Annotated in this window: 22 protein-coding genes, 1 tRNA gene and 1 pseudogene; 7 read left to right on the top strand and 17 right to left on the bottom strand. The window is 41.3% G+C overall.

The features are described 5' to 3' along the window. Nucleotide 1: 1 nt before the first annotated feature. The 4 genes from G5S32_RS20500 to G5S32_RS20515 all read right to left on the bottom strand — a co-directional run bounded on the left by G5S32_RS20500 (nt 2) and on the right by G5S32_RS20515 (nt 4,782). The gene (locus tag G5S32_RS20500) at nt 2-1,171 is read right to left on the bottom strand and encodes a thiolase family protein (RefSeq protein ID WP_165313990.1); all 1,170 of its coding nucleotides are present in this window, start codon (nt 1,169-1,171) and stop codon (nt 2-4) included. Between the two features lie 71 nt (nt 1,172-1,242). Next, nucleotides 1,243-2,082 carry a beta-keto acid cleavage family enzyme gene (locus G5S32_RS20505; RefSeq protein ID WP_165313991.1) on the bottom strand — a complete coding sequence of 280 codons (840 nt, stop codon included), beginning with the start codon at nt 2,080-2,082 and terminating at the stop codon, nt 1,243-1,245. A gap of 192 nt (nt 2,083-2,274) precedes the next feature. Next, nucleotides 2,275-3,270 (bottom strand): enoyl-CoA hydratase/isomerase family protein, encoded by a 996-nt coding sequence (locus G5S32_RS20510; protein WP_165313992.1) that lies wholly within the window; start codon nt 3,268-3,270, stop codon nt 2,275-2,277. Nucleotides 3,271-3,846: 576 nt separating this feature from the next. Continuing rightward, nucleotides 3,847-4,782 (bottom strand): LysR family transcriptional regulator, encoded by a 936-nt coding sequence (locus G5S32_RS20515; RefSeq protein WP_165313993.1) that lies wholly within the window; start codon nt 4,780-4,782, stop codon nt 3,847-3,849. A 279-nt stretch (nt 4,783-5,061) separates the two neighbouring features. Between G5S32_RS20515 and G5S32_RS20520 the strand changes: the two genes are divergently transcribed. Next, entirely contained in the window at nt 5,062-5,823 is a 762-nt protein-coding gene (locus G5S32_RS20520; RefSeq protein WP_165313994.1) for an SDR family NAD(P)-dependent oxidoreductase, read from the top strand. A 179-nt stretch (nt 5,824-6,002) separates the two neighbouring features. Beyond that, nucleotides 6,003-7,181, top strand: coding sequence for an acetyl-CoA C-acetyltransferase (locus tag G5S32_RS20525; protein ID WP_165313995.1), 1,179 nt, complete (start codon nt 6,003-6,005; stop codon nt 7,179-7,181). Nucleotides 7,182-7,249: 68 nt separating this feature from the next. Here the strand turns inward: G5S32_RS20525 and G5S32_RS20530 are convergent, their stop codons facing one another. Continuing rightward, nucleotides 7,250-8,515, bottom strand: a complete 1,266-nt coding sequence (locus tag G5S32_RS20530) for a hypothetical protein (protein WP_165313996.1) — start codon at nt 8,513-8,515, stop codon at nt 7,250-7,252. Nucleotides 8,516-8,573: 58 nt separating this feature from the next. Continuing rightward, complete coding sequence (locus tag G5S32_RS20535) at nt 8,574-9,167, bottom strand: TetR/AcrR family transcriptional regulator (RefSeq protein ID WP_165313997.1); 594 nt, start codon at nt 9,165-9,167, stop codon at nt 8,574-8,576. Nucleotides 9,168-9,249: 82 nt separating this feature from the next. On the opposite strand from G5S32_RS20535, the gene G5S32_RS20540 reads away from it, so the two are divergent. Beyond that, complete coding sequence (locus tag G5S32_RS20540; RefSeq protein WP_165313998.1) at nt 9,250-10,110, top strand: alpha/beta hydrolase family protein; 861 nt, start codon at nt 9,250-9,252, stop codon at nt 10,108-10,110. 555 nt (nt 10,111-10,665) lie between these two features. Here the strand turns inward: G5S32_RS20540 and G5S32_RS20545 are convergent. From G5S32_RS20545 to G5S32_RS20570, 6 genes are all read right to left on the bottom strand, one after another. Continuing rightward, nucleotides 10,666-11,394 carry an aspartate/glutamate racemase family protein gene (locus G5S32_RS20545; protein WP_165313999.1) on the bottom strand — a complete coding sequence of 243 codons (729 nt, stop codon included), beginning with the start codon at nt 11,392-11,394 and terminating at the stop codon, nt 10,666-10,668. A gap of 312 nt (nt 11,395-11,706) precedes the next feature. After that, nucleotides 11,707-12,594 (bottom strand): protein translocase subunit SecF, encoded by an 888-nt coding sequence (gene secF / locus G5S32_RS20550; RefSeq protein ID WP_165314000.1) that lies wholly within the window; start codon nt 12,592-12,594, stop codon nt 11,707-11,709. 1 nt (nt 12,595) lies between these two features. After that, the gene (secD, locus tag G5S32_RS20555) at nt 12,596-14,431 is read right to left on the bottom strand and encodes a protein translocase subunit SecD (protein WP_165314001.1); all 1,836 of its coding nucleotides are present in this window, start codon (nt 14,429-14,431) and stop codon (nt 12,596-12,598) included. Between the two features lie 125 nt (nt 14,432-14,556). Continuing rightward, on the bottom strand, nt 14,557-15,027 hold the full coding sequence (locus G5S32_RS20560; RefSeq protein ID WP_165314002.1) for a hypothetical protein: 471 nt from the start codon (nt 15,025-15,027) through the stop codon (nt 14,557-14,559). Nucleotides 15,028-15,092: 65 nt separating this feature from the next. Next, nucleotides 15,093-15,932 (bottom strand): mechanosensitive ion channel family protein, encoded by an 840-nt coding sequence (locus tag G5S32_RS20565; RefSeq protein WP_165314003.1) that lies wholly within the window; start codon nt 15,930-15,932, stop codon nt 15,093-15,095. Between the two features lie 46 nt (nt 15,933-15,978). After that, entirely contained in the window at nt 15,979-16,947 is a 969-nt protein-coding gene (locus G5S32_RS20570; protein ID WP_165314004.1) for a calcium/sodium antiporter, read from the bottom strand. Nucleotides 16,948-17,313: 366 nt separating this feature from the next. Here G5S32_RS20570 and G5S32_RS21750 point away from each other — a divergent pair. Continuing rightward, nucleotides 17,314-17,529, top strand: a pseudogene (locus G5S32_RS21750) (PTS glucose transporter subunit IIA); the annotation flags it as partial. A gap of 139 nt (nt 17,530-17,668) precedes the next feature. On the opposite strand, the gene G5S32_RS20580 reads toward G5S32_RS21750, so the two are convergent. The 3 genes from G5S32_RS20580 to G5S32_RS20590 all read right to left on the bottom strand — a co-directional run bounded on the left by G5S32_RS20580 (nt 17,669) and on the right by G5S32_RS20590 (nt 21,018). Beyond that, nucleotides 17,669-17,743, bottom strand: a tRNA-Gly gene (locus tag G5S32_RS20580). A gap of 156 nt (nt 17,744-17,899) precedes the next feature. Continuing rightward, complete coding sequence (gene viaA / locus G5S32_RS20585) at nt 17,900-19,345, bottom strand: ATPase RavA stimulator ViaA (RefSeq protein WP_165314005.1); 1,446 nt, start codon at nt 19,343-19,345, stop codon at nt 17,900-17,902. A gap of 8 nt (nt 19,346-19,353) precedes the next feature. Beyond that, nucleotides 19,354-21,018: an ATPase RavA domain-containing protein gene (locus tag G5S32_RS20590; protein ID WP_165314006.1), complete on the bottom strand. Its 1,665-nt coding sequence runs from the start codon at nt 21,016-21,018 to the stop codon at nt 19,354-19,356. Nucleotides 21,019-21,303: 285 nt separating this feature from the next. Between G5S32_RS20590 and G5S32_RS20595 the strand changes: the two genes are divergently transcribed. The 3 genes from G5S32_RS20595 to G5S32_RS20605 all read left to right on the top strand — a co-directional run bounded on the left by G5S32_RS20595 (nt 21,304) and on the right by G5S32_RS20605 (nt 23,726). After that, entirely contained in the window at nt 21,304-21,819 is a 516-nt protein-coding gene (locus G5S32_RS20595) for an NUDIX hydrolase (protein ID WP_165314007.1), read from the top strand. A gap of 26 nt (nt 21,820-21,845) precedes the next feature. Beyond that, complete coding sequence (gene ltaE, locus G5S32_RS20600) at nt 21,846-22,850, top strand: low-specificity L-threonine aldolase (RefSeq protein WP_165314008.1); 1,005 nt, start codon at nt 21,846-21,848, stop codon at nt 22,848-22,850. Nucleotides 22,851-22,979: 129 nt separating this feature from the next. Continuing rightward, nucleotides 22,980-23,726, top strand: coding sequence for a TetR/AcrR family transcriptional regulator (locus tag G5S32_RS20605; RefSeq protein WP_165314009.1), 747 nt, complete (start codon nt 22,980-22,982; stop codon nt 23,724-23,726). Here the strand turns inward: G5S32_RS20605 and G5S32_RS20610 are convergent. Then, complete coding sequence (locus tag G5S32_RS20610; protein WP_165314010.1) at nt 23,707-24,723, bottom strand: S1 family peptidase; 1,017 nt, start codon at nt 24,721-24,723, stop codon at nt 23,707-23,709. The genes G5S32_RS20605 and G5S32_RS20610 overlap by 20 nt on opposite strands. A 147-nt stretch (nt 24,724-24,870) precedes the next feature. Next, entirely contained in the window at nt 24,871-25,410 is a 540-nt protein-coding gene (locus G5S32_RS20615; protein ID WP_165314011.1) for a DUF3332 domain-containing protein, read from the bottom strand. Between the last annotated feature and the right edge of the window lie 93 nt (nt 25,411-25,503).

Below are 25,503 nucleotides of genomic sequence, written 5' to 3' on the forward strand. Positions count from 1 at the left end.
GCTATTCCCTCGTTAGTAAGACAGCAACCCCTTGGCCGCCGCCAACACAGAAACTAATAACCGCGTTGTCCAATTGTCTTTCTTGCATGTCATAAACGGCTTTGGTGGCCAAAATAGCGCCCGTTCCCGCTAACGGATGACCTAGTGCAATCGCACCACCATTCGGATTGACCTTGTTGATATCCATTCCGATATCTTGAATGCATGCTAATGCTTGAGATGCAAACGCTTCGTTCAGTTCCCAAAGGTCAATGTCATCAACAGTCAAATTGGTCTGTTTTAGTAACTTTTTAACCGCTGAGATAGGTCCAAGTCCCATGTAGTTTGGATCGATACCCGTTGCAGCATAGCCACGAAAAACGGCCAAAATTGGAAGTCCTTGCTCTTCTGCCAATGAACGTTCCATCAACACAACAGCACCCGCTCCGTCACTCATAGGAGAGCTGTTACCTGCAGTAACTACTCCGCTGTCTTTGATAAAGCAGGGTTTAAGTCCACCCAAGGTGTCCATCGAGCAGTCTTCACGGAATATTTCATCTTTATCGACAACCACGTCACCTTTACGAGTCTTGTAAGTAATTGGAACGATCTGTTCTTCGAACTTTCCAGAAGCCCAAGCTTGTGAAGCTAATCGATGGCTGCGAACAGAGAACTCATCAAGTTGTTCGCGGGTAAAATCGTATCGCTGAGCAATATTTTCCGCGGTAATACCCATAGGTACATTCCCAATGTCGTCTGGCGCAGTGTGGATCACTACCCATTGCGGAGGTTCAACGGAGTAAGGTGTGTCCGCTTTACTCATTACCCAGTTACGACGTGAATCGCTCTCTACACCACCTGCAACAATAGTGTTAGCAAAACCCGCCATAATCTGGATCGCACCGTATGCGATTGCATTTAGTGACGCTGCACATTGACGGTCAAGGGTGATACCAGGAACTGAAATCGGCAGACCCGCTTCAAGAGCTACCATACGTCCCATATTGTTGATTTCTGTATTCATTAAATTTCCGAAGATCACATCATCGATGGTTTCGGGGTCGATGTTGGCGCGTTTAACGGCTTCTTTTACTGCAGCAGCCCCCAATTGATGGGCAGGAACCGGTGCTAAAATTCCGCGACAGCGTCCAACCGGCGTTCTTGCCGCCGATACAATTACTGCTTCTTTCATGTGAATTCTCTACTGTGTTGCATCACCCAAAATCTGATGACTGGGTGATGCATTGGAACCGTTAAGGCAAATTACAAAGGTGCGATGCCCAATATTTGTCTGGCTACTGCAGGTTTCGCGACTGTTTTGCCCGCTAATTCAATGGCTTTTACGGCACGTTCAACTAAGCCAACGTTAGTCGCGGGTACACCTTTACTGAAGTAAACGTTGTCTTCCAACCCCACGCGAATGTTGCCGCCTAACGCCAAAGCTGCGTACATGATTGGAATGTGGTGCTTGCCAATACCGAACGCAGACCAAGTAGAACCCGCTGGTATTTGGTTAACCAAATAGAGTAGATTCTCCACGGTAGCAGGCATTGCTCCGGGTACACCTAGACAGAATTGATAGTGAAGTGGCGCTTTCAATTTCTCTTGTTTGACATAGTAGTCCGCCACGCCAAGCATGCCGCTATCAAAGATTTCAATTTCTGGTTTGATACCACGGCCGGTAAGTACTTCACCGAGATCGTTTAAGAATTGTGGCGAGTTCATGAACACTCCACCAGGCATCCAGTTAAATGAACCAGCATCGAAAGAAGCCATTTCAATGCCTTGAAGCGAACCGACATGAGCCATGCGCTCTGCATCAGTAGCACGATGATCACCAGATGTTGTGCAGTTAATAATCACATCACAGTCTTTGTATTCGCGAATTAAACGAATCGTCTCCGCGAATTTGTTTTTGTCCATGGTGCCGAGACCTTGATCGTCTCTCATATGCAAATGCACCACAGATGCCCCTGCCTTCCAGCACTTATACGCATCTTCTGCGATTTCTGCCGGAGTCAAAGGAATATGTTCGTTCATTTCTTTAGGTGTGACAGCACCAGTCAGTGCTGCAGAAATGATTACTTCATTACCCATACTCATAACCTATCCCCTATCACGAATACATCGTTCGGATTTGCTTTAATGCTTGATTAAGTCGTTGGTTAGTTTGAGAGGCTTTCCATTTCATTGAGTAGACAAAAGGTGTCACAACCTATTTTCAATCTAATGGAAGGTGGTCGCTTAAACGGACCACCTTTACAGATATCGCTAGAACTAACCTCAGACTTACGATTACTTGATTAGTTTCTCAGCCTGACCACCACCGATACGTGGGCGAACAACTTTGCCTTCGCGCTCAGCAGCCATCACTAGCTCAGCTTCATGGTGAGCGTCTTGCCAGAATGTAATTTCGTGTGGTGAGTGTTCAGTCGCTGTGTTGAACATTTCAGTTGAGAATGCGTTACGAAGTTCGTTCGAAATATCTTCTTTCCATGGTTTACGAAGCTGTTGAACAGTCAGACGACGAGTTACACGAGAACCTGTGCGGATAATCAACTCTGCGATTTCTTGTGCTCGAGCATAAGCAGCTTCTGTGTCATCACAGATTTCGTTAACCATGCCCAATTCAAGCGCTTTGCGAGCAGTGATGATTTCGCCAGTTAATTCTGCGTATGCGTAACGTTTACGTCCCATCAGTTCACGCCATGCGATTTGGATACCGTCGCCAGGCACCATGTTAGTTCTAAAGTGCATTTCTGTTGTCCATGCATCTTCAGTACATAGGGTGATATCGCTGAAAAGAACAAGGTCTGTGTGGAAAGCTGCACCATTCCATACGCCGATGGTAGGTACTTGAATATCAAACACTTGGCCTTCGATATCTTTAGTACCATCTAGATATTGGTATTCATACATTTTCCACGCTTCTTCTGGTGCTGAAGCAAACTCAGTAGCAGGTAGCCATTCACCGTCTGGACCAACACGGCCGATACCTTTGAACAAATCTTTACCAGTACCGCCTAGGATAATGACTTCGTTATCTGGATCACGACCAGCCCAGTCGAAGAAGTAATGAAGACCTTGGTGTGCCTGTGCACACCATTGTAGGCTGTCACCGTTGGTGTGAAGACGTGCTTCCAAAATACCGTTTTCACGTTTCATCGTTAAAAAGTGTTTACATTTTTCTTTATATTCTTCGAAAGGCATATGTGGAATAGTACCTAGCTCTTCGTGAGACATAAATTTACGAGTACCGGCATCGTTTGGATAATTGGCCTTAATGGACATAATTATTACTCCGTAGTGGTTTTTATTATTAAATGAAAAGAACTAAATTATTTCGCTCTCGTTATTCGTTGATTTAAAAATTACCACCACGGTATTTATTCTGAAATTCTATTTATTAAAATGGTTATGCACTACAAACATAACAATAATGAATAACAGATTTTACCACTTATTATCAGTCACTTACAATCAACCACACTCCAGACACCACCTATAATTTCTATTTAAGCATGAGACTCATATCACATTAATAATTATAAAAAACAAAAAAAAATTCATCAATCAAAAAATTTATAAACTCGGACAAAAACATTTAAGAAAAATAAACTGTGACAAAAATCAATGTATAAGATGGCAGGTATTAAGAAAGACATTTGAAGTTAATATTGATATTTTATTTTCAGATGAAAATTAGAATAGAGATTACACAGTGGGATAACAGAAGTGGACAAAGTTAAAATTTAAAATTGTTACTACACGATATTTATGGGCAAACTAGCACTATAAAGTTCAATACATAGGTAACTAATTGAATGCATCTTAAATAACAGCTAATAGAAGTGACCTTACCGTAAACTAGCGCGCTAACTCTTCTGCTTCTTCATTAACATAATGGCTTTTTTGTAGGAATTTCTTCAGTTCTTTCAGAACAAGCTGAGTGCAGGGATTGGTATTATCTTTATTCCACACGACTTCTAGCTCAAACCAATAATCATCTTCCTCTAACTCCATAGCTACACAGTCGCCACTGAGCAAATACTGTCTATGGGTTGGCATCAATAGGACAACTTGATTATTAAATTCTAGATTGAAGCAACATGTTTTTAGGTTTGGATATTCCCGATACAAAGTGAAAGGTATATCGTAACAATTCAAAAATCCCGTACTGTAGTCTGCTGACATAGGAAAGTGTGCAGGGTCGACACGAATAAGGGGCCATTTCACAACTTCCATCAGTGAGACCTTTTTTCGATAAGCCAATGGGTGATGTCGATTAACGGCGACACACAAAGTATCGGTCTTGATATGCTGATGATTAAACTTCGGACTCGGCTCAATAAAGTTAGGGCGAATCAAAAAGCTCATGTCACATGTATGTTCATCTAAAGCTCTTAGAGCTTCGTCCAACTCACTATCTCGAAGTTCAACATTGATATCATTAAAGTTTTTTTGAAAATGACCAATAAAAGGAACCAATACACCCCGTAGCGCTTCACCCAGAAATGCAATAGATACGTTTTTACGCCTATGACCAGTAAACGCATTTATTGTAGACAGTGATTCTTCGTATTGATGGATGATTTTCCCTGCTTCTACAGCGAAAAGTTCACCCGCAGATGTAAGCTCTACACTATGGGTATCACGTTTAAATAAGGCGACACCAAACTGATCTTCCAAACTCTTCATATGTCTGCTGAGAACAGGCTGGGTGATATTCATTTTCTGTGCAGTGAGAGTAAAGTTAAGCTGTTTAGAAAGCGAAATAAACTCATACAGAAGCTGCATTTTCATAGATGTTCTCACCACAATTCATTATCAAAAAACACGGTGGTCATGTTAACAACGAACAATTTCAATAAACGTGAATACTATCAAATAGTATTGAATTTACGTTTAACGCCGTATTAAACATTCAGATATCAACATAATTCATAGCAATGTAGATGGTGAGAATCACTGTATGCATTAAATGCATAACCACTAAAAAAAAATGAATTTCCGATGAAAAATTCACCGTGGTAGGTTTTTCTTATCAAAGAATCCATTACCTAACGTGATAAGAGTCATATTATGAAAAGATTAGAAAATAAGGTTGCCATTGTTACTGGTGGTAATTCAGGCATTGGTAAAGCTACCGCTGAATTATTCTGCAAAGAAGGTGCAAAAGTTATTATTGCCGGTCGTCGTACAGAGGAAAATAACAAGGTTGTTGATGAACTAATAAATAAAGGTGGCGAAATCATTGCTGTTCAAGCAGATGTATCTGTAGCTTCCGATTGCCAAAAAGTCGTTGATGCTGCAATCGAGAAATATGGAAAAATCGACATTCTCGTCAACAATGCGGGAATCGCAGATAAACATATCCCAATCAATGATTGTTCTGAAGATTGGTTTGATACAGTGTGCAAAATTGACCAGTACTCTGTTTTTTACATGAGCAAATACGCATTGAAACATATGGAAGCTGAAGGTAAAGGCTCTATTGTTAATATATCTTCAATTGGCAGCCAAGGCGTCGCGGGCATTTCTTACAGTGCTGCTAAGGCTGCTGTAAATGCTATGACTAAAAATATCGCTTTGTATTATTCTGCAACCAACATTCGCTGCAACGCTGTTGGCCCTGGCCCAACGCCTACTCCACTAAATTCTCCAGAGCAAATGAAAACATTTAATATGGATTTTGCTAACCTTTGCGCAAAACATATCGATATTACTTTGCCTAGTGCTGATGTTTACGATCAAGCAGAAGCTATTTTATATTTCGCTAGTGACGCATCAAAAGCAGTTACTGGTCAAATATTGTATGTCGATCATGGTACAACTTTGTATTAATTATAATTCCACGAAAATATCAGAAGTGTAATAAGTCACTTATTCACTTCTGGTTTAGCTATTGCAACAAAGTCATTAATTTAGGTAGTGCCTAAATTAATAAACCAATGCATTTATCTATTTTGTAAATACTTAATTATTTTTAAGTTATTACTTCGCCAAATTTAGGAATATAGAACATGAACGATTCAATAGTTATTGTCAGCGCCAAGCGAACAGCTATTGGCAAATTTTCCGGTACGCTTTCGGCGACCCCGGCTGTTGAACTTGGCTATTGCAGTGCATTAGCTAATATGGCTGAACTGCCTGAAGATTTGATGATAGATGAAGTTATTTTGGGCAATGTTCTGTCATCTGGGCTTGGACAAAATCCAGCGCATCAAGTAGCTACTAAAATGGGACTTAGTGACCATGTTTCTTCTTTTACTCTAAACAAAGTATGTGGTTCTGGCCTCAAAAGCGTTGTGTTAGGAGCACAGTCAATTCTTGCGGGTGACAACAAGGCATGTTTAGTTGGTGGCATGGAGAATATGAGCTTATCTCCCTATTTGCTTCCTCAATCCAGATCTGGCTATCGAATGGGCAATAACACCGTTGTCGATTCAATGATCAACGACGGTTTGTGGTGCGCATTTAACGATTATCACATGGGAGTTACGGCAGAAAACATTGCCAAAAAATATGGTATTACTCGCGAAGAACAAGACAGAGTTGCACTTGCTTCTCAAAGCAAAGCCTGTGCTGCAATTGAGGCTGGAGCGTTTAAAAATGAAATTGCTCCTATTACGATAAAGCAACGCAAGTCAGAAACAGTATTCTCTATAGATGAGTTTCCTCGTGCAGATACAACATTCGAATCCTTATCTAAGCTAAAGCCAGCATTTGATAAAGAGGGTACGGTAACCGCTGGCAACGCTTCTGGTATTAATGATGCTGCAGCAACCCTAGTTATGATGTCTGAAAGCTATGCAAGATCTTTAGGAATCAAACCACTTGCTCGTGTCAAAAGCTGGGCATCAGGAGCTGTTGATGCATCGGTAATGGGATTAGGTCCTATTCCAGCGACACAAAAAGCTTTAGCTAAAGTCGGCATGAACATTAAAGATCTGGATCTTATTGAAGCTAACGAAGCTTTTGCTTCTCAATTCATTGCTGTTGGCCGTGAACTGAACTTTGACATGGATAAAGTCAATGTTAATGGGGGTGCAATTGCGATTGGCCACCCTATCGGTGCTAGCGGTGCGCGAATTCTAGTTACACTGCTTCACGCTATGCAAGCTCGAGATGTTAATACGGGTCTAGCGACCCTTTGCATCGGTGGCGGACAGGGCATTTCTGTTGTCGTAGAGAGAGTTTAAAAAGACGGAATTCTAATTACATTCCATACTATTCAAATGGCACCCGTTCAAGAGGTGCCATTTTTACATCATTTGTGAATATTCAGCGCAATGCTATCTGTGAAATTGGTTAGTCTTTCGCGAATCAATTGTTCTTTCATAGCCATCGTATAACTATGATGGTCAACTCTAATGAGCGGCTTTTCCCTCTCATCAAACAATGTACTTAAACCGCTGAACAAATCGCTCATTATGTACATTGATTTGCACATAATTTCTTCACTCGCCTCGCATGATAGTGACGCGTTAATATCAAATTCTAGAGCGCTTAATATGTCGTTAAAGTGCAGTTTATATCCAGAGTCAGTCACATTAAAAACAACTGCTTCGCTATCTGCGTGGTCACTTCGCCACAGATACGGTGGATGCTTTAATGTGCCAAAACCAATGACGACAGTGAGTTGAGCATAATGCAACTCTAAGCGTCTATCCCAGATATCGCTAGCCTTTCCTGCATCAACAAGTAACTCTATGTGACCTATAGAAGTCACTATACTGCCTAAAGCATAGATGTGTGTTTCTGCACCAATCGAACGTTTAAGTTGTTTATTGTTCAAATATTCAGTTTTGATTTCGCTAAAGTCTATCCGAGCATCAAACTCTTGCATTTTTTGCAGGTATCTCACCAAACCAGCAATGGCATGAATACCCATATCAAAACCGTATCCACCACCACCACTTTCCTCCAAATTGAGCAAATTGCGAGAATTAAGAGCAGCAATACGATTTTCAAAACTAAACTCATCTAACTGCGGATGTATTGTTACTGGGTTGTCGGTAGATATTGCGACAATCTTCTCTGGCAGCCCTAAGCTAACGCAGGATTGATTGGAAAAAAAGTAGTCGAAGGCAGGTGTCACAATGGCAGTATCAATAAAATAGAACTTCGCTCCTTGCTGTTTTAAACGAGGAACAACCACACTAAACCCCTCTTCTACTTCATGAAGCGAAAATGAAGGCTTCTCAACAACAAAGAGCAAGTCACTTACATCGAAACTGAGCGACACTTCTTTGAGAATTGAAAGATGAGTACTGACCGAAGTTAGCACGAATACGCAACTTATCTTTCGAACTGGCTGATGCTCTATGTATTCATCAAGACTTGCGTATTGTTCGTCATAAGGAAATTGATAATAGGATCCAACTTCGGTTGTTGACACTCGCCTCACGATTGGATCTATCGCGATGATTGAAAACTTAGCTTTTGATGTCAATAACAGCTCTTCGTACAAACGAACAACTGAATAATTGGGGTCACCTAAACCGCCGTATACGAGTACATCGCCATTCATCATGTAATCACTTTATTCATATTTGCGGGTTTCACTTTTACATAGATAAATAAAAGTATTGTTAAACCGGATTCTGTTCGAAGTTGCAGGAAACCAGTTTAGTAACACATTCCAACACGGCATCTAGAGCAAGAGTATTCTGGTGTCCTCGACATAACACGACGGCTCCTTCAACACTCGCAATGATCCCCAATGCGAGAGTTTTAGCCGTAATGGAACTATGCCCTAAAGATTCGAGGTGGTTTGCGATTAGCATTTGCCACTTTGCAAATACTTGTGAAACGGCTTCTTTAACCGATTCAGCTCCCTCTTCCTGAGGCGCTTCTATTGCAGCAGCGACAATTGGACATCCTGCACGAAACTGCGATTTTGTAAGTCTAGTTCGCCAGTGTGACAGGAACAGATTGATGCCTTGTACTTTGTCCATTTCTAAGCAAGTTTGCAGTTGTTGAGCAGCTTGATCGCCAGCCCAAATGATGGCTTCTGTCACAATTTGGTATTTTCCTCCAGGAAAATTGTGATAGGTCGACCCAAGAGGCGCATTAGCAAATTTAGTCACTTCTCGAATGCTGATCCCTCGTAAACCCTGCAATGCAAGCATGGTTGCTGCTGCTTCAATGACTTTCTGTCGACCATTTAAGGTGTCTTTTGCCATGTGTTAATCCATTGTTATAACAGTCGTCATAAGATACCATTGAAAATACAATTAAGACACTCGTTATAATTTTGAGGCTATCATGGAATCGATATCTTTTTATACCGAAGATTTCTATCTCATTCATGGGAAATTGTATCCAGCAACTGGTGTAATACAAGGGAGAATCATCGTTGCTGGAGCTACCGCTGTCCCGCAAGAGTTCTATAGACGATTTGCTCAATTTGCTAGTGAGCAGGGTTTTGAAACCTTAACTTTTGACTATCGCGGGATTGGTGCATCCAAACCAAGCACATTAAAAGGTTTCTACATGGATTTGCTGGACTGGGGAAAGAAAGATTTGGCGGCCGCTATTGATTACATGAGCAACGATACTGCCCCCGTCTATGTAGTAGGTCATTCCTACGGCGGACATGCATTCGGGCTACTTCCAAATCATAGTAAAGTTTCCGGCTTTTACGTATTTGGGACTGGCGCAGGTTGGCATGGTTATATGCCGCTTACTGAACAAGTCAAAGTACTCACTATGTGGCACTTAGTCCTTCCTTTGCTAACGTGGTTAAAAGGCTATTGTGCATGGAGCGTACTTGGAATGGGTGAAGATTTACCCAAAAATGCGTTCACTCAGTGGCGATACTGGTGCCAGTTCCGACATTACTTTTTCGACGATCCAGCAATGGTTGGTATTGAAAAATTCTACCAAGCTGTGCGAACCCCTATAGTAGCAGCTAATGCTTTAGATGATTTGTGGGCAATGCCAGCGTCTCGTGATGCTTTCGTCCAACACTACAGCAATTCTGAATTAACAAAAATAGATCTCTCTCCTTCAATTTTGGGAGGGGAAATAGGACATATGGGTTACTTTAGGAAGAATGCAACACCACTTTGGCAACAAAGCTTAAATTGGTTCAAAACTCTAGACAAGAAAGACTCTACTCTATGACGACAACAAACTCACAATTAACCAGACTCAGATGGATCATACTTGCGACATTCTTTAGTAGCATTTTACATTATGTAGATAACCTAATGTTTTTCGCTGATTACCCAGAACCAACATGGCTAAAGGCACATACTGTGGATCTGTTTTGGATCGTTATGACCCCCTTAGCCCTTGTGGGATATCAGCTAGTTAAAAGGAACCAAAAATGGCTTGGATCGATTGTTCTCATTACTTACGGTGGTTGCAACATGCTTACTCTTGGGCACTACAAATTTGCCCCATTCACAAGCATTTCATTTAAAATCCATTTATTCATTCTTGTTGAAGCTCTAATGGGCGTAATTCTAATCGGCTACTTAATTCTTAATTACAAGACAACGAATAACACCAATCATTGACCGATTTCAGATACAGCCTTTATCGATAGAAGACAGAAATATGCATATATTTCTGCCTTCATTAGTGCCAGTGCAGAGCTCCTGACTAAGACCAAAGTTATTAATAAGCATCACCGGCTCAAAAAACGTTCCAAATTCGGTAATTGTTAAATGAACTCTATTTGTCATTGAGCATTTCATTCATGGTTCTTAGCTTGCTATGAGGAGGTGGAGCATAACCGCCTTTTCGAGTTGTTTTGACTTTTAATCTCACTAGACTCTCACATAAAGACACAGCGCATGTGACACCGTCCAAGACTGGGATTGAAAACTGTTCAGACAATTTATCTGCGAGATCAACCATTCCTGCACAGCCTAAAACAACAGCTTCCGCTCTATCTTCTTCAATTGCTTTTTCTATTTCCAGCGTAATTTTTGAGATGGCATCTGGACCTTCGCTTTCAAGTTCCAGAACTGGAATTTCAGAAGAACGTACTCGAATACACTGCCTTTCCATCCCGTAGCGTATCAGATTGTGTTCTAATGCAGGCACTGATCGCCCAAGCGTTGTCACGACACTGAACTTATTCGAAAGCATTGCCGCAACACGATAAGCGGCTTCACCAATGCCGATCACTGGTTTATCAGTCAAGCAACGAGCAGCATCTAAACCTGTATCATCAAAACAAGCAATGACAACCGCATCAAAATCTTTTTCTAATTGAATAGCATCTAGCATGCCCGGTACAGCCATCGCTTCATCATAGTACCCTTCTATTGATACCGGTCCGTACTGAGAAGTAACCGCGACAATCTCTGTTCCTTCAGAAGCTATTCGGCGAGCAGCGACACATGCTTTTTCAGTCATGCTGGCTGTGGTATTAGGGTTTACCACTAGTATTCTCATTCTTATATATCTCCACCTAAATAGGCTTCATTAGTACGTCTATCATCCATTAGATCTTTATCATTCCTTTATAAAACTATGTTTCCTGTTGATCATGCATAGCTAGCGCTTGATATTGGCATACCAATCTGACTATACGAACCTATTAGCTTTGTAAAGCTACCCTATCTAGCACTTCGTTTAAATCCATTTGAATCACTACAATTTCTATTGAAACCAGATACTTGTCTGACATAATAACATAGCTTGAATTTGGGCAGCTTATATAACTGCCCTATTCTTAGTATAGATATTCAGCCTTACTATCTTTAGCTAAATATCTTTAACTAAAGGGGTGAATTGATAGTGCAGACTTGTTAAGCCCAACCATTCTGGCAACGATGTACCTACTGCAATCGAAGAGAATGTTCCGGTAAGGACACCGATGAACATCGCAATCGAAAATCCTTGCAGAGGTTCTCCGCCCATAATCCAAAGCGCTGCGACGGTCATTAAGGTGGTGCCAGATGTCACCATAGTACGGGAGAACGTCGCCATAACCGCCATGTTGTTAATCTCTGCCAGTGGAACATCTGGTTTTCGGATTAATAACTCTCGTATGCGGTCTGCGATTATAATCGAATCGTTCAACGAATAACCTAAAATTGCCAAGACTGCAGCGAGCACCGTAAGGTTGAACTCCATTTGCGTCAGTGCAAAAAAGGCGACAACAAACACGACATCGTGGATCAGCGCAAACAGTGCTCCACTTGCCAATCGCCATTCAAAGCGAAACGATAAATACCCTAGAATACACATGATAGCGATCAGCACTGCCAGCCCGCCTTGCTCTGCCAGCTCTTGACCAACTTGCGGGCCAACAATACTGGTATTGAGTATTTCAATACGGATATCCAATTGCTTTGAGAGTTCTGGCAACTGAACATTTTTAGCCACCGTTACAGGATAACGTAACACCCAACGCTGAGGTTCGCCTGTAGCAATCAGCGAAACTTCGCTACCAGAGTTTTGTTTGAGTGTTGTACGGAGCGTTGACTCATCAATATGCTTATCAAGACGGATTTCGCTGACGATTCCGCCTGTAAAATCTTGCCCCCAATTTAAGCCTTGTACAGCGATGACACCAATTGACAAAGCCATAAGCAAAATCGAAATGGCGCTACAGGTGTAACGCCAGAAGCTAGTGAATTTGATTTCCATATTAAACCCTCACATCACGCGATGAATTACGTCCATAAACAAGATTAACAAGGACACGAGAGGCAAAAATGCCAGTGAACATGCTGGTAATCAAACCAAGCCCAAGAGTCAAAGCAAATCCTTTGATTGGACCGTTACCGATGGCATAAAGCACCACAGCGGTGATCATAGTTGTGATGTTTGCATCAAAGATTGTTGAAACCGCGCTATCAAACCCGCGGTCTATAGCATTGGCAAAACTTCTTCCCTCTTTGAGTTTGTCGCGTATACGCTCAAAAATCAGCACATTGGTATCTACTGCCATGCCAACGGTAAGCACTAAGCCAGCAATCCCCGGCAGAGTCAAAACGGCTCCCGGTATCAACGCAATCAAACCAAACAGCAGCACCATATTGGCTAGCAAAGCAATATTCGCGATCCAACCTAAACGACGATACCAAAGCGCCATAAACAACAATGTACTCGCCAAGCCTAAGGCCAGCGCTGCAAATCCATTCTCAATGTTTTCAGCACCTAAACTTGGGCCAATAGTACGCTCCTCGACAATAGTGACGGGTGCGGTCATTGAACCAGCTCGAAGTAACAAAGCCAATTGCTGAGCTTGTTGATGTGTACCAACTCCGGTGATCCGAAAACTCTCAGGCAATACAGACTGGATGGTTGCGACGCTAATAACTTCATTATTCTGAGTCAACGTCCCATCAGGCATACGACCATACTCACTAAATACGGTCGCCATCGGTTTGCCGATGTGAGTTTTGGAAAACGTGGTCATCTGCTTTCCACCCTCACTATCTAAGGTAATGTTGACCTCTGCTTGTCCCAGTTCTCCGGCACTGGCTCTCGCATCAAGAATATGCGTTCCTGTCAAAACAGGAGTTTTTGCAACAATGACACTTTCCCCCTGCGCGTTATTGATGAACTGTCTATTGGCACCACGAGTTGGAAGCACTTCGTAAAATGCGAGCGTTGCTGTCGAACCAATAACGTCTTTCGCCACCGCAGGATCTTGTACTCCCGGCAATTCAATTCGAATACGATTTTCACCTTCTCTCTGAACTAATGCCTCGGTCACTCCTAGTTCTTCAATACGGCTTCTCATAATCTGTAGATTTTGCTGGACGGTTCTCGTTCGCAAGTCGCTTTTATCTTTTTCATTGAGCTGAAGTTTTAACTTTTGCCCATCACGAATTATTTGCCATTGTGGCAATTGACTCGCTACAAACGTTCTTACCTCCGTTCTTGCCTCATTAGGTAAAGTGAGTTGCAGCTGTTCTTCGTTGATAGAGCTTAGTTGTAACCCTCTAATCCCCTGAGTTCGTGCAAATTCTCTTAGCGCGTTAGCCGCAGCTTCGGCTTGCAATTTATATACAGGTGTTGCATCAACGTCCAAAAGAAACTGAACACCACCACGCAAATCCAACCCGAGTTTTATTGGCGAAAACCCGAGGTTAAGCATCCAATCCGGCGCGGCTGGGCTTAATGAAAGTGTCAGTTTTTCAGGATACTGAGCATGTTTAGCGAGAATATCTTTAGCCTTCGCTTGCAGATTCGAGTCAGCCAAAACGACTTGGGTAGTTTGTTGGTTCGAGTTGATTTTCTTTATTAACACATCCTCTTGAGTGAGAACGTGGTTGATCTCCACTGAGTCAAGATTTAACCCAGCAGAGGATGGTATTTGAATAGCAGCATCTTCACCATACCAAGTGGGAATAGCGCTTAATGCCATGATGATAATAGTGGTGATTAATACTACATATTTCCATTTGGCGTTGCGATTGGGCAGCGCTGATGTGCGTCGCTTAGTGGACGCGTTAAAAATAGAATGATTAAACATATTTGCTCTTTGTCTTATTGAGCTTACGGCATAGCCGAACAGCAGGTAGCCCAACACCACCTAAACATGAGGTGATTGGATACCCAATAAAGTGTTATTTGCTTAAAAGCGTGGAGACAAAAACATCAAATATGATGGATAAAGCGGTACTGTAAGTTTGACTCTTTCCAGCCGTTTAGACGACCTCGCCCAGAATTGAATAGAGTCCAAGGATAACGTGGTAATGCAACAGCATATCCAAGACAAAGTTCAGGCACATTGGGCAATAAGATTTCTGCCGCGAGCAGATATTCGGGATGATCATCTTCAAAAGACAATCCCGACATACTGATGCAGCGCTGATTGACGGTAGGTGCATACCATAAGCCATCATTCAATGACCTATCATGCTGAGCTGTGTTAGTACTTTTTGCAGAATCAGAAGTATGAAAACTAAGATGTTCATCTTGTTGGATGTTAGAGTAACTCCCTGCATTAATCTGCGCAAAAGCCTTCCAGGTTGAATTCTCAGCAACACCAGAATAAACAGACACTAATACACTGACGAATAGTAATATCGTCAGTGTGCGCATGAGAGAAAATAAACTCGTTTTCATACTTAATATCATTGGGGCAAATGCATCTTTTTCAATCTATTGAGTGCAAATGCCCTCTGTGAGCCTTAACGCTTAACCGGCATTTCGTCAGTCCACTTGATGTTAAGATCACGCTGTGGGAACGGTATGCTCAAGCCTGCCTCTTCAATTCTTGATTTGATCTGCTTTTGGATTGCCCAATAAGTATCCCAGTACTGGTCTGTTGGAGCCCAAGCTCGCAATTGCAGGTTAACAGAGCTATCTGCAAGCATATGGACAATCACTTTTGGTTCAGGATCTTTAAGAATCGCCTCTTGCTCTGACGCCAATTTATTCAGAACTTCCAAGCCTACTTCAACCGAGTCTTTGTAAGAAATACCAATGGTAATATCCATACGGCGTTTGTTATTACGGCTAAAGTTCCTAATCGTAGAGCCCCAAACCACACTGTTTGGACTGGAGATGTACAAACCGTCAGCGGTTTCAAAAACCGAAGTAAACAAACCAATATCGGTTACTTTGCCTGAGTAACTACTAAACTCAACAAATTCACCTTTCTTAATCGGTTTAAGAAATAGGATCATAATCCCAGCGGCGATGTTGCTTAACGTGTCTTTAAGCGCCAAACCAATCGCTAAGCCTGCTGCACCCAACAAGGCAACCAAGCTGGCAGTGTTGACACCAAATAAGTCAAGGATAATAACCAGAGCGACGAGATAAACCGCGTAATAGGCGACTTGGGAAAGTAGGCGAGAAACAATTTCATCGCCGCCACTTAACTTTTCAGCGGCCTTGTGAACACCACGTCTTACGATCTTAGAAACGATTGATGCGACGATAAAAACGACGATCGTGAGCAAGCTGTTTTGCGTCAGCTGAATAATCAGGTCTTGATGTAATTCGTAAAGATTAACTAAAGTTTCCATGGTTCTTCCGTTTTGAATGACAAGTCTTTATTTAAATGAATCCCGTTCATAGCGCGTTATAGATGAGATAAGCGTTGTAAGTGACATAACACAGTAGAAGTATCAAGCCTTCCGAACGATTAATGCTCTTTGTTTTTCCCCAGAACAATGCGGTAAACAACAAGATAAGAGTGGCTATCAGCATTGATGTCCAATCGCGCCAAAACACTTCTGCGCCAATGTTACTGATAGGTTCAATCGTTCCAGCAATACCAATCACCGCTAACGAGTTAAACATATTTGAACCAACGACATTACCTACCGCTATATCGTGTTCACCTTTTCGTGCAGCAGCGATTGACGCAGCTAACTCAGGCAAAGATGTGCCTAGCGCAACAATCGTCAGACCAATGAGTAAATCACTCACACCTAATTGTGTTGCAATTTCAACCGCCCCCCAAACCAACACTCTTGAGCTGGCGATCAGCAATAGAAGTCCAAGCACTAACCAGAAAATCGCGCGCTTTAATGGCATGTTTTGCTGAGAAATTTCTTCACTAAACTCTTTGTCTAAAGAATCATTCTTACCCTTGATAGCCTGCCAAATTGACCAACAAATGAGGAATAGGAAGCCACCGAGCAATAACCAAGCTTCCATCGTGCTAATGTCGTGATTCCAAAGCATTGCTCCAACAACTAAAGTAATGATCAAAAGAATCGGTAACTCTTTACGAATAATATTCGAGTGAACAGCGATGGGAGCTATGATGGCCGTTAAACCAAGAATTAAAGTGATGTTAACGATGTTAGAACCTAGCGCATTACCTAATGCTAACGGCGAGTTACCGTCCATCGCAGCCATCATGGATACCACCATTTCTGGCGCCGATGTGCCAAATCCAACCACCAGCATACCTACAAGTAAAGGTGGCATACCGGCATGATTTGCACTTGCCGCTGCGCCGTCAACAAATCTGTCTGCACTCCAAACAAGTAATGCAAAACCAACAACAATAGCAAGCATCGCTAGCAACATAGTCGAGCTCCTGAAAGTGACTGGATTTTAAAAGCAGGTAAGTTAGAGCGGAGACGCGATTCAACCATAGAAATGGATAAGCGCGGATAAAAGAAAATAGCTGTCATCGTAAGAAAATGCCCTTTCACAATTGGGTCGGCGAACGATTAAGCAATAATAAAGATCCGACCCGAACCTTCATATTGCTTAAGTCTTGCCAGAACCAGATAGGACGTGAATACCACAAGCGTAAGGCTTGGAGACTGTTGACATTCACTCTTCTAAATTAGAAGAAGGCTACTCCCTTAAACAGAGCTGGATTGTACATGATGAATATGACGTGCTTCAAATATTTATTTGATAAATAAATGAACTAACACCAGCAACTTAGGCGGAAAACATTTCACTCCTAAAGTTGTTGCAAACCAGAAAGTTAATATTGGAGATACTCTGATTGAGTTTAAACACTCAGAGATTAAAAAGTTGGGCTATGACCTTACAACTTTTATTATTGTGATGAATTCAAGAGAATACTTAGACGTCTTCCCTATTAAAGAAACTGGTTATATAGACTTCGGCAAAAAAATTCTATTGACGTGCTAATCACACATTTCGCTAAAAAAACAGCGACGATTGAACGTGAGCCAAAAGAAAAAAATAGGTAAATATTAGGTATACGAAAACACGCAGTAGAGCGTTATATTTTCAATGGTTACAGAACTGAACAACGAATAGAAAAGCTTGGAGCGGGCAGCGGGAATCGAACCCGCATCATCAGCTTGGAAGGCTGAGGTAATAGCCATTATACGATGCCCGCGCATCGAAAGGACATGTTTACTATGCCACAGCCTAAGAAAAAAAAAACCGTTTTTTTATTAAATTTCGTCTGTTTGAATAGTAAGTAAGCAATTGAAGTTTAACTGATTAAAATTAACGCACATTAACTTAACTGCCTATGATGATTATTATAGTTTTACCATTTTCTTGCCAAGCGTCCGAAAATGTTGGGATGGTAATGCCAACAATGATCAAACATACTCATCAACTCAGGGTTTCCATAGCGAGATAGAGTAATCGCATGAAAACGGTTCTTAGCGTTTTTCAATCGGTTCACCTGACCTAAAATTTCATCATTTTGCTTAGGTGCGATGAAATCTGAAATCACCACCAAATCCGCATTCTTGTAAGTTCCGTTTGTCATCAGCTCTACTGATTTCTTCAGAACTGGTTCTAAATCGGTGCCGCCATGGAACGAATAACTTAAAAAATCACTTACTTCACGTAAACCATCCTGTTTAGTGAGCTCATAAGTGATGTGCTCAGTCGAAAACAACATAACATAACAGTCACGGTCTTCAGCCAAAGCAATCTGCATCAGAGCATAGGCTATCGCTTTTGCACATTGTTCAGGAAAACCATGCATTGAGCCAGATGCATCTACGCAGACAATAAATGGTCCTTTTTCAATATCAGCTTGTTTGTTATTTGGCTTATGCGCTCTGACTTTACGTAGCGTACGTGACTTACCTTGCATTCGGTAATTCATTAAACGCTTATCAACTAAGTGCTTATAGAAAATTACCTCTAGCTCTGGATACGCTAGGAAAAGCGTTTCATTCGGCAGCATTTTATTGAGGTCATCGCTTTCATGAATGCCGACAATATCATCTGTCGCTTCGTCTGATTTCTCTTCGACCATTTGCGGCTCTTCCGTCGGCGCACGGTTTAAATCCGGATCATCAACGTCACTGGCCATACGTCCTAAGGTTTCCGCGATCTCCTGCAGCGTTTGATGTTTTTTTAAAAATTCTGCATGGCGCTTCATTACCGTTAAATCACTACGGCTTAGTTTAGCCGAAGCCATATCCCACAACCTGCCAACGCTGCTTTCATCTCCGGATTCTGTAATTTTGTCCATATTACGCATGGTTTCCATACGCTGATACAGATCAGTCAGTAGCTTTTCTTTATTGGCTTCAAGCTCCATCACCTGAGCTTGCTTAATTGCATCACTTAATGACTTATACCATTGATCACAAAAGAAATGTGGGAACATAGGGTTATGAATGCCCTTGTTTTTTTCCATCAAACGGCGAGCTTGTAAATAGAATGCAGAGTGCCACTCAAGCTTTTTGATGACATCATCAATACGTTTAAAGAAAGTCTCTTCATCCCAATGAATGACTTCCTGATAGTAACCAAGCTCTTGCTGGAAACGCTCAGTTTCACACACTCGGGTAATACGTTTTTTAACGCTGCCACGCCATTTCAATAGGTGATTTTTGACCGTAGTCCTAACACCTCGGTCTTCCGCCATCATCATGACTTGTGAGCGGGCAAGGAGATCGTTAATCGCGGTATCAATAATACCGCTATCTGCAATCATGAGAGCAAGGTTTAGCCCGTCAGCACCAAGCATGATCACTCCTATTCAAAAAACTGCACAAGATTCTTATAACGCTGAGCGCTTTTCTCGCATTCAGTTTGCGTTGCTTCCAACTGTTGCTGCAATGAGTGTAGTGTTGCTTCCATCGCTGTTGGTAAAGTTGGATCAATAAAGTTATGTGGTAACGCTCCATGGAACGTTGAACGCACTTTACGCAAATGATGCTCTGCATGTTTTAATTGCGCCATCGCCTGTTCTGTCTTCGCTAACCAGTCTTGGTAAAGCCCTTCATTCAATCCGTCTTTGGTCACTAGGGAGACCATCACTGATCGATTCGCAATATCTTTAATCACCAGATTGTTCGTTGCATCTACATCGAATTTAAGACGGCACATATTGGTATTTTGGTTTACGTAACCATAAACATCGCCTTGACCGTCTTTGATCACTCTTTCCAAATCATTCTTTGGTACATACACCCAACGGCTATCCCCTTTTTCTGATTCAGAAACAGACATATTGCTTTGCAATAGCGCTAACTTAACAAGATCTGTTGCAGCTCCAATCTTATAGCTCTTCGCACCTTTAATGTCGTATTGGTTAATGAGTTTCTTCTTCTTCATTAGCCCGCTAGCGGCTGTTTCTAACGACAACATCATGCCAAATTCAGATTCCAATTCATCTTGAACTGAAGCGAGCTCTTCATGGCATAAAGAAATTTGATGCTCAACTTCCAGCTGATCGAAAGCATGACGCAAAGCGAACTCTTTCACTACATTATGAACAACTTCACGCGATTCAGGACTATTCCATAAGCAATCTTGTAGCAACAAAATATCCAATGGGTTAATGGCATCACGACCATTAAAGAATGCACTCGCCTTCAATAATTTAACAGCTTTCTTCCAGCGGCGGTCAGACACGTACATATCATGGAATGACAAGGAACTATCCTCTACCGCTGACTCAAGCATATTTTTTAGTTGGTAAAGTTTTTCAAACACTTCATCAGTAAGTGTAAGACTGTCTAACTGCTTCTGCCACTCGTGATATTCTTGGTCTGTAATCGCCAGACCTGCTGGAATTCTTGCTTCCTGAGGCGTACCGACTGTTAACATGGATTTAAAATTTTGCTTATTTTGAATCCGGTTAACAAACACACGAACCAACATGCGATCATATAACGCCTCTAGACCACTATCTTCATCAGGCAGCTCATTCGAAGCTGAAATCAGCAAACGCATCGGCACTCGTTCAATGTCACTGCCATTCTTAAATGTCTTTTCATTCACGACGGTAAGTAACGTATTCAATATTGCAGGGCCCGCTTTCCAAATCTCGTCCAGAAATACAACTTGGGCAGTAGGAAGATAGCCTTTAGTTAAGCGTACATAACGACCATTATCTTTAAGCTCTTGGATGCTTAGTGGACCAAAAACTTCTTCAGGTGTTGAAAAACGAGTCATCAAATATTCAAAGTAACTACTGTTATCAAAAGCTTGTATAAGCCTTTTTGCAATAAGACTCTTTGCAATACCAGGAGGACCTAAAAGGAAGACACTTTCACCTGCGAGAGCTGCAAGTAAACAGAGTTTGATTGTACTCTCTCTTTCATAAACGCCGTCAGAGAGTGCTTTGGAGAGCTTATTTATGCGCTCTGACAGCAACGCTTTTTGTCCATGAGAGGCTTGAGTTGGACTGATCATGCTAGCGCTCCTAAGCAATACCTAAATTCGTTCTTATATAAAAGCTTACACATTTGTTATCATTTAGTTACAACAATAATCCGAATTTGGACGAACTGTTATATCAGATCTATCTTAAGTGCAATATGATGCAATCATAGTTTGCACTTATGCGACATGGAACTCATATTAAACACATAAAATAGCAGCGCTAAATATAATTCCGATTGAGATTCTGCAACCAAATACGATAAGGTAGACATACAACGCCGAAGTGGCTCACCTCCATCAAAATGAAAGATTTGCATGAGCAAAACCATACACACATGGAAACGAATTTCTCTTGTTGAAGAAAATGTTAAGCTTCCTACCGGAAATTCAATTACGCACACAACCATTGTGCATCCAGGTGCTGCTGTTATTCTTCCAATAACGGCAGACAATCGCATAATAATGATCAACCAGTTTCGCCCTTCTCTTAAAAAATGGTTACTAGAGCTTCCTGCAGGCACCATTGAGAATCAGGAATCACCGCTTGTATGTGCTCAGCGAGAACTCGAAGAAGAAACTGGCTACAGCAGCGACACATTTATTAGTTTAGGTCAGTTCACTCCGCTGGCAGGCTTCTGTGATGAAATTCAACATTTATTTATCGCAAAACAGCTATCGAAAACGTCAAGATATAGCTGTGATGATGATGAAGTGATTGATGTCATTACTCTTTCTGTAGAGGAGATAGAGCAAAAGATCATTAACGGTGAAATAACAGATTCAAAGACCATTGCTTGCCTGAGCAAAGCAAAGTTATGCAAATATTTATAAAAATAAAATACTTATAAGGAATTAAAATGGATTTTCGTTCAGATACAGTAACTAAACCAACCCTCGCCATGCGTGACGCTATGGCTCGAGCAGAAGTGGGTGACGACGTATATGGTGATGATCCAACCGTTAATGATCTTGAAACATGGGCTGCAGAAAGACATGGATTTGAAGCTGCACTTTTTACCACTTCAGGAACTCAAGCAAATTTGCTGGCTTTGATGTCACATTGCGAACGTGGTGACGAATACCTTTGTGGTCAACAAGCGCATAACTATATGTTTGAAGCTGGCGGTGCCGCAGTACTTGGTTCCATTCAGCCTCAGCCCATTGAAAATAATCCCGATGGCACTATCGATTTAGCTAAGTTAAAAGCTGCAATAAAACCTGACGATTTTCATTTTGCCCGTACCCGCCTTTTGAGTTTAGAAAACACCATCAACGGTAAAGTCCTACCTATTGATTATCTAAAACAAGCAAGAGCTTTTGTTGATCAACATAATCTCAAATTACATCTGGATGGTGCGCGCGTTTACAACGCAGCTGTTGCTTTAGAGACAGATGTGAAGGACATTGCTCAGTACTTTGATTCAATGACAGTATGTCTATCTAAAGGCTTGTGTGCTCCAGTCGGCTCCTTACTTTTGGGAACCAAAGAGTACATCGCCAAAGCCAGACGTATTCGAAAAATGCTAGGCGGAGGTATGCGCCAAGCGGGCATTTTGGCAGCAGCAGGTAAACTTGCGCTGACAGAGCAAGTTGCTCAGCTAAAAATTGATCATGACAATGCAAAACATCTCGCTTATGGGCTCAATGAACTGCCAGGCTTTTTTCTAAATCCTGATTGGGTCCAGACCAATATAGTGTTTGCAAAGTTGGATGAGACCGTTGATATCTATTCCATTGCATCGCAATTAAAGCAAGAGAATATTATTATTTCACCAGGAAACCCAATTAGATTTGTGACTCATAAAGACATCACTCGAACAGATATCGATCTACTGCTACAAAAACTAAGCGCCTTAATTTAGTTTTTTCTTATCAATAATCCATTTCTGCTAGGTAAATAGTGCAATTGGATTATTGATAGCACTCTTTTTCGTGAAAAATATTCTTAAATCTGGTAAAACATCGCCCATAGATAGTGATGAATTCTTGATATGACTGATAAAAAACAAGGGCGTCGAAGCGCCGATGACGCTCATAAAACCCGACTACATATTCTACGAGAAGCCACCAATTTATTTTGTGAGTTAGGCTATGCGCGCGTGTCGCTAAGAAACATCAGCGAAAAAGCTGGGATATCACACAGTTTGATTCGTCATCACTTCGGCAGCAAAGAAAAAATTTGGCACCATATTAGTGATGGTATGCATCATTATATGGAACTTTACTTAAGAAAAGTTTTAGCCGAAATACCAGTCGACACAGCAGTAAATGTTAAACTCTATCAATTTGTTATGCGCATACTTGCACATGGTTTGATAGTAAAACAACCTATCCAGTTTATCGCCGATGCCGTGCGTCAAGAAGATGCACTTATTGACTATTTTATTGATACAGCAGGAGAATTGGAAAATATCGTCGAAGGATTATCTTCACAATACAATAACGAATATCCAGATGCCCCCATTAAAGTGTGGGAAATTAAGTGGCAAATGATCATGTTTAGTCACGGAGCCGCAAGTTTAACACCATTCATGAAAGAGACATGGATCGATGAAACAAGTAGTTTAGATCAATGCTTATTAAAGCAATGGCAGCTTTTCAACGATATCATGGTACATAAACTCAACATTGCACAAGCTGATATAATGCATCCAGTGAGCGTAAAAGAACTTGTTTACGAACTTTGTTATAACTGGGAAGAAGAGTGCGCGAAAAAGTTCAACAACAAGCTTTCCTAAAAAAGGTAATCAATAGCAGCCAAAACAAAGCTAAAACACTCAATAGACCACCAGTGTCAGTATTAGAAGACCCTGTATCAGTAGAACTCGGTGGATTGGCAATATACGCTTCTCTTTTAGCCTCTGTAGCAACAAACTTTTCAGCCGTTGAGCCAGCCAATACACTGTTTATCCAATCGTTATAATCGTATATTTCAGTAAATACAGAAGTAGCACTATAATTCGAATCACCACAAAAACTTGCCGGTCCATAACTGGTCACGCCAACCTGAATATATTCGCCGCCATAGTACCAAAACAAAGGACCACCAGAGTCACCTTGGCAAGTACTGGCTTCAAGGCCATTTAGTGCGTCGATATTTCCGCTCATGCACAGTTTGGAATCTGACATGTTCTTGTATTTACAAGCACTGTTAGATACATAATACAAAGAAGCCTTCTGTAACGAATCTACGTTGTCTTCTCCTGTTTCTGTATTACCATGACCAACAGCATAAAACTCAATTTCGGAAGCTCTATACACCGAGCCAGAATCTGGTCTTACTGCATAATTAATCGAACTTATAGTTTTTAAAGCTGATTCTAGCTGCAAAATTGCAAGATCGTTGTCGAGTGTAGATCTGTTAAAACTATCGGGATAATAAATTTTTGCTACACGCTTTTTTTCAGTAATACCATATGGAAAATCACTCTCATACTGCAAATTTGGCACAACGGTAGTGAACAAGGTATAGAGACTGGAATCCGGATTGGTGCTATATACGCAATGTGCAGCCGTTAAAATATGCGTCGAATTTAGAATAGTCCCACCACAATAACTCCCTTTGTAATAGGTGTTATTGTATGCCAACAAATCAACAAACAACGCAACATAAGAAGGAAATGCAGTGGTATCAGCATATGAGCCGTTCACTATAAAAGCTTGATGATCTTCATCTGCTGACGATTGGAATGTTATACCTATGAGTATAGCCAGCAAAATAGTTTTACTGTTCATTCTAATAGTCCATCAGTCGCAACTATTAGTAATTTTAGATGAGTAATCGTAACTAGGTTTGTACTTTGAATATTAAAAACGCCCAGCAAAAACTTACTGAGCGTTTTACTATAGTTAGCTGTGTATGACGGTTATATCACAGTACATCTAAATTTTTGAAGTGTGGATATAATTGATAAGTTCTTCATTAGAAACCGTTGTTATATATTCGTCGTTCAAGTAAAACGCTACGCTGCCTTGTCCTTTCTCACCACGTAATACTTTATGAGAACCATCTAGATAAGAGATATCCATCTGCATAGTATTCTCATCGATTTGTTGCATAGTCGCTGATTTCACATCGCTATTATTTGAAAGTGGAACTGTAGTCACTGACGAGTCCAAACTGTCATTTACTTTCAAAATTGCATCAGCAGGTGTATCAACAACCGCTGGTGACTTACCAGATAATGGGTTTTTCCCCGTCCAGAATTCTACTGCGTTAAAAATAAATAAGTCAGCAAATGAAGCGATAGCGTAAACTGGCGATAGAAGTAGGAACATACCTTCACGACCATACCGATTATCAACAATTTCCAAGTTGAATTTGCCAACCAAACCTGTCGTTGCCATTTGGCCCATACAGCCAGTTAAAGAACTCACACCTAATGCTGCTATAACTGCCACTGTAATTGCTTTACTTTTCATCAAGATCACCACTGAGTTGGATAAAAATTAAGTGTAGTCAATCATATGCACATTAGGAAATTCCTGAGGTTAAGATTGACAAAATCCTTACAT

The sequence above is a fragment of the Vibrio ziniensis genome (assembly GCF_011064285.1).
In the GTDB taxonomy this organism is placed as follows: domain Bacteria; phylum Pseudomonadota; class Gammaproteobacteria; order Enterobacterales; family Vibrionaceae; genus Vibrio; species Vibrio ziniensis.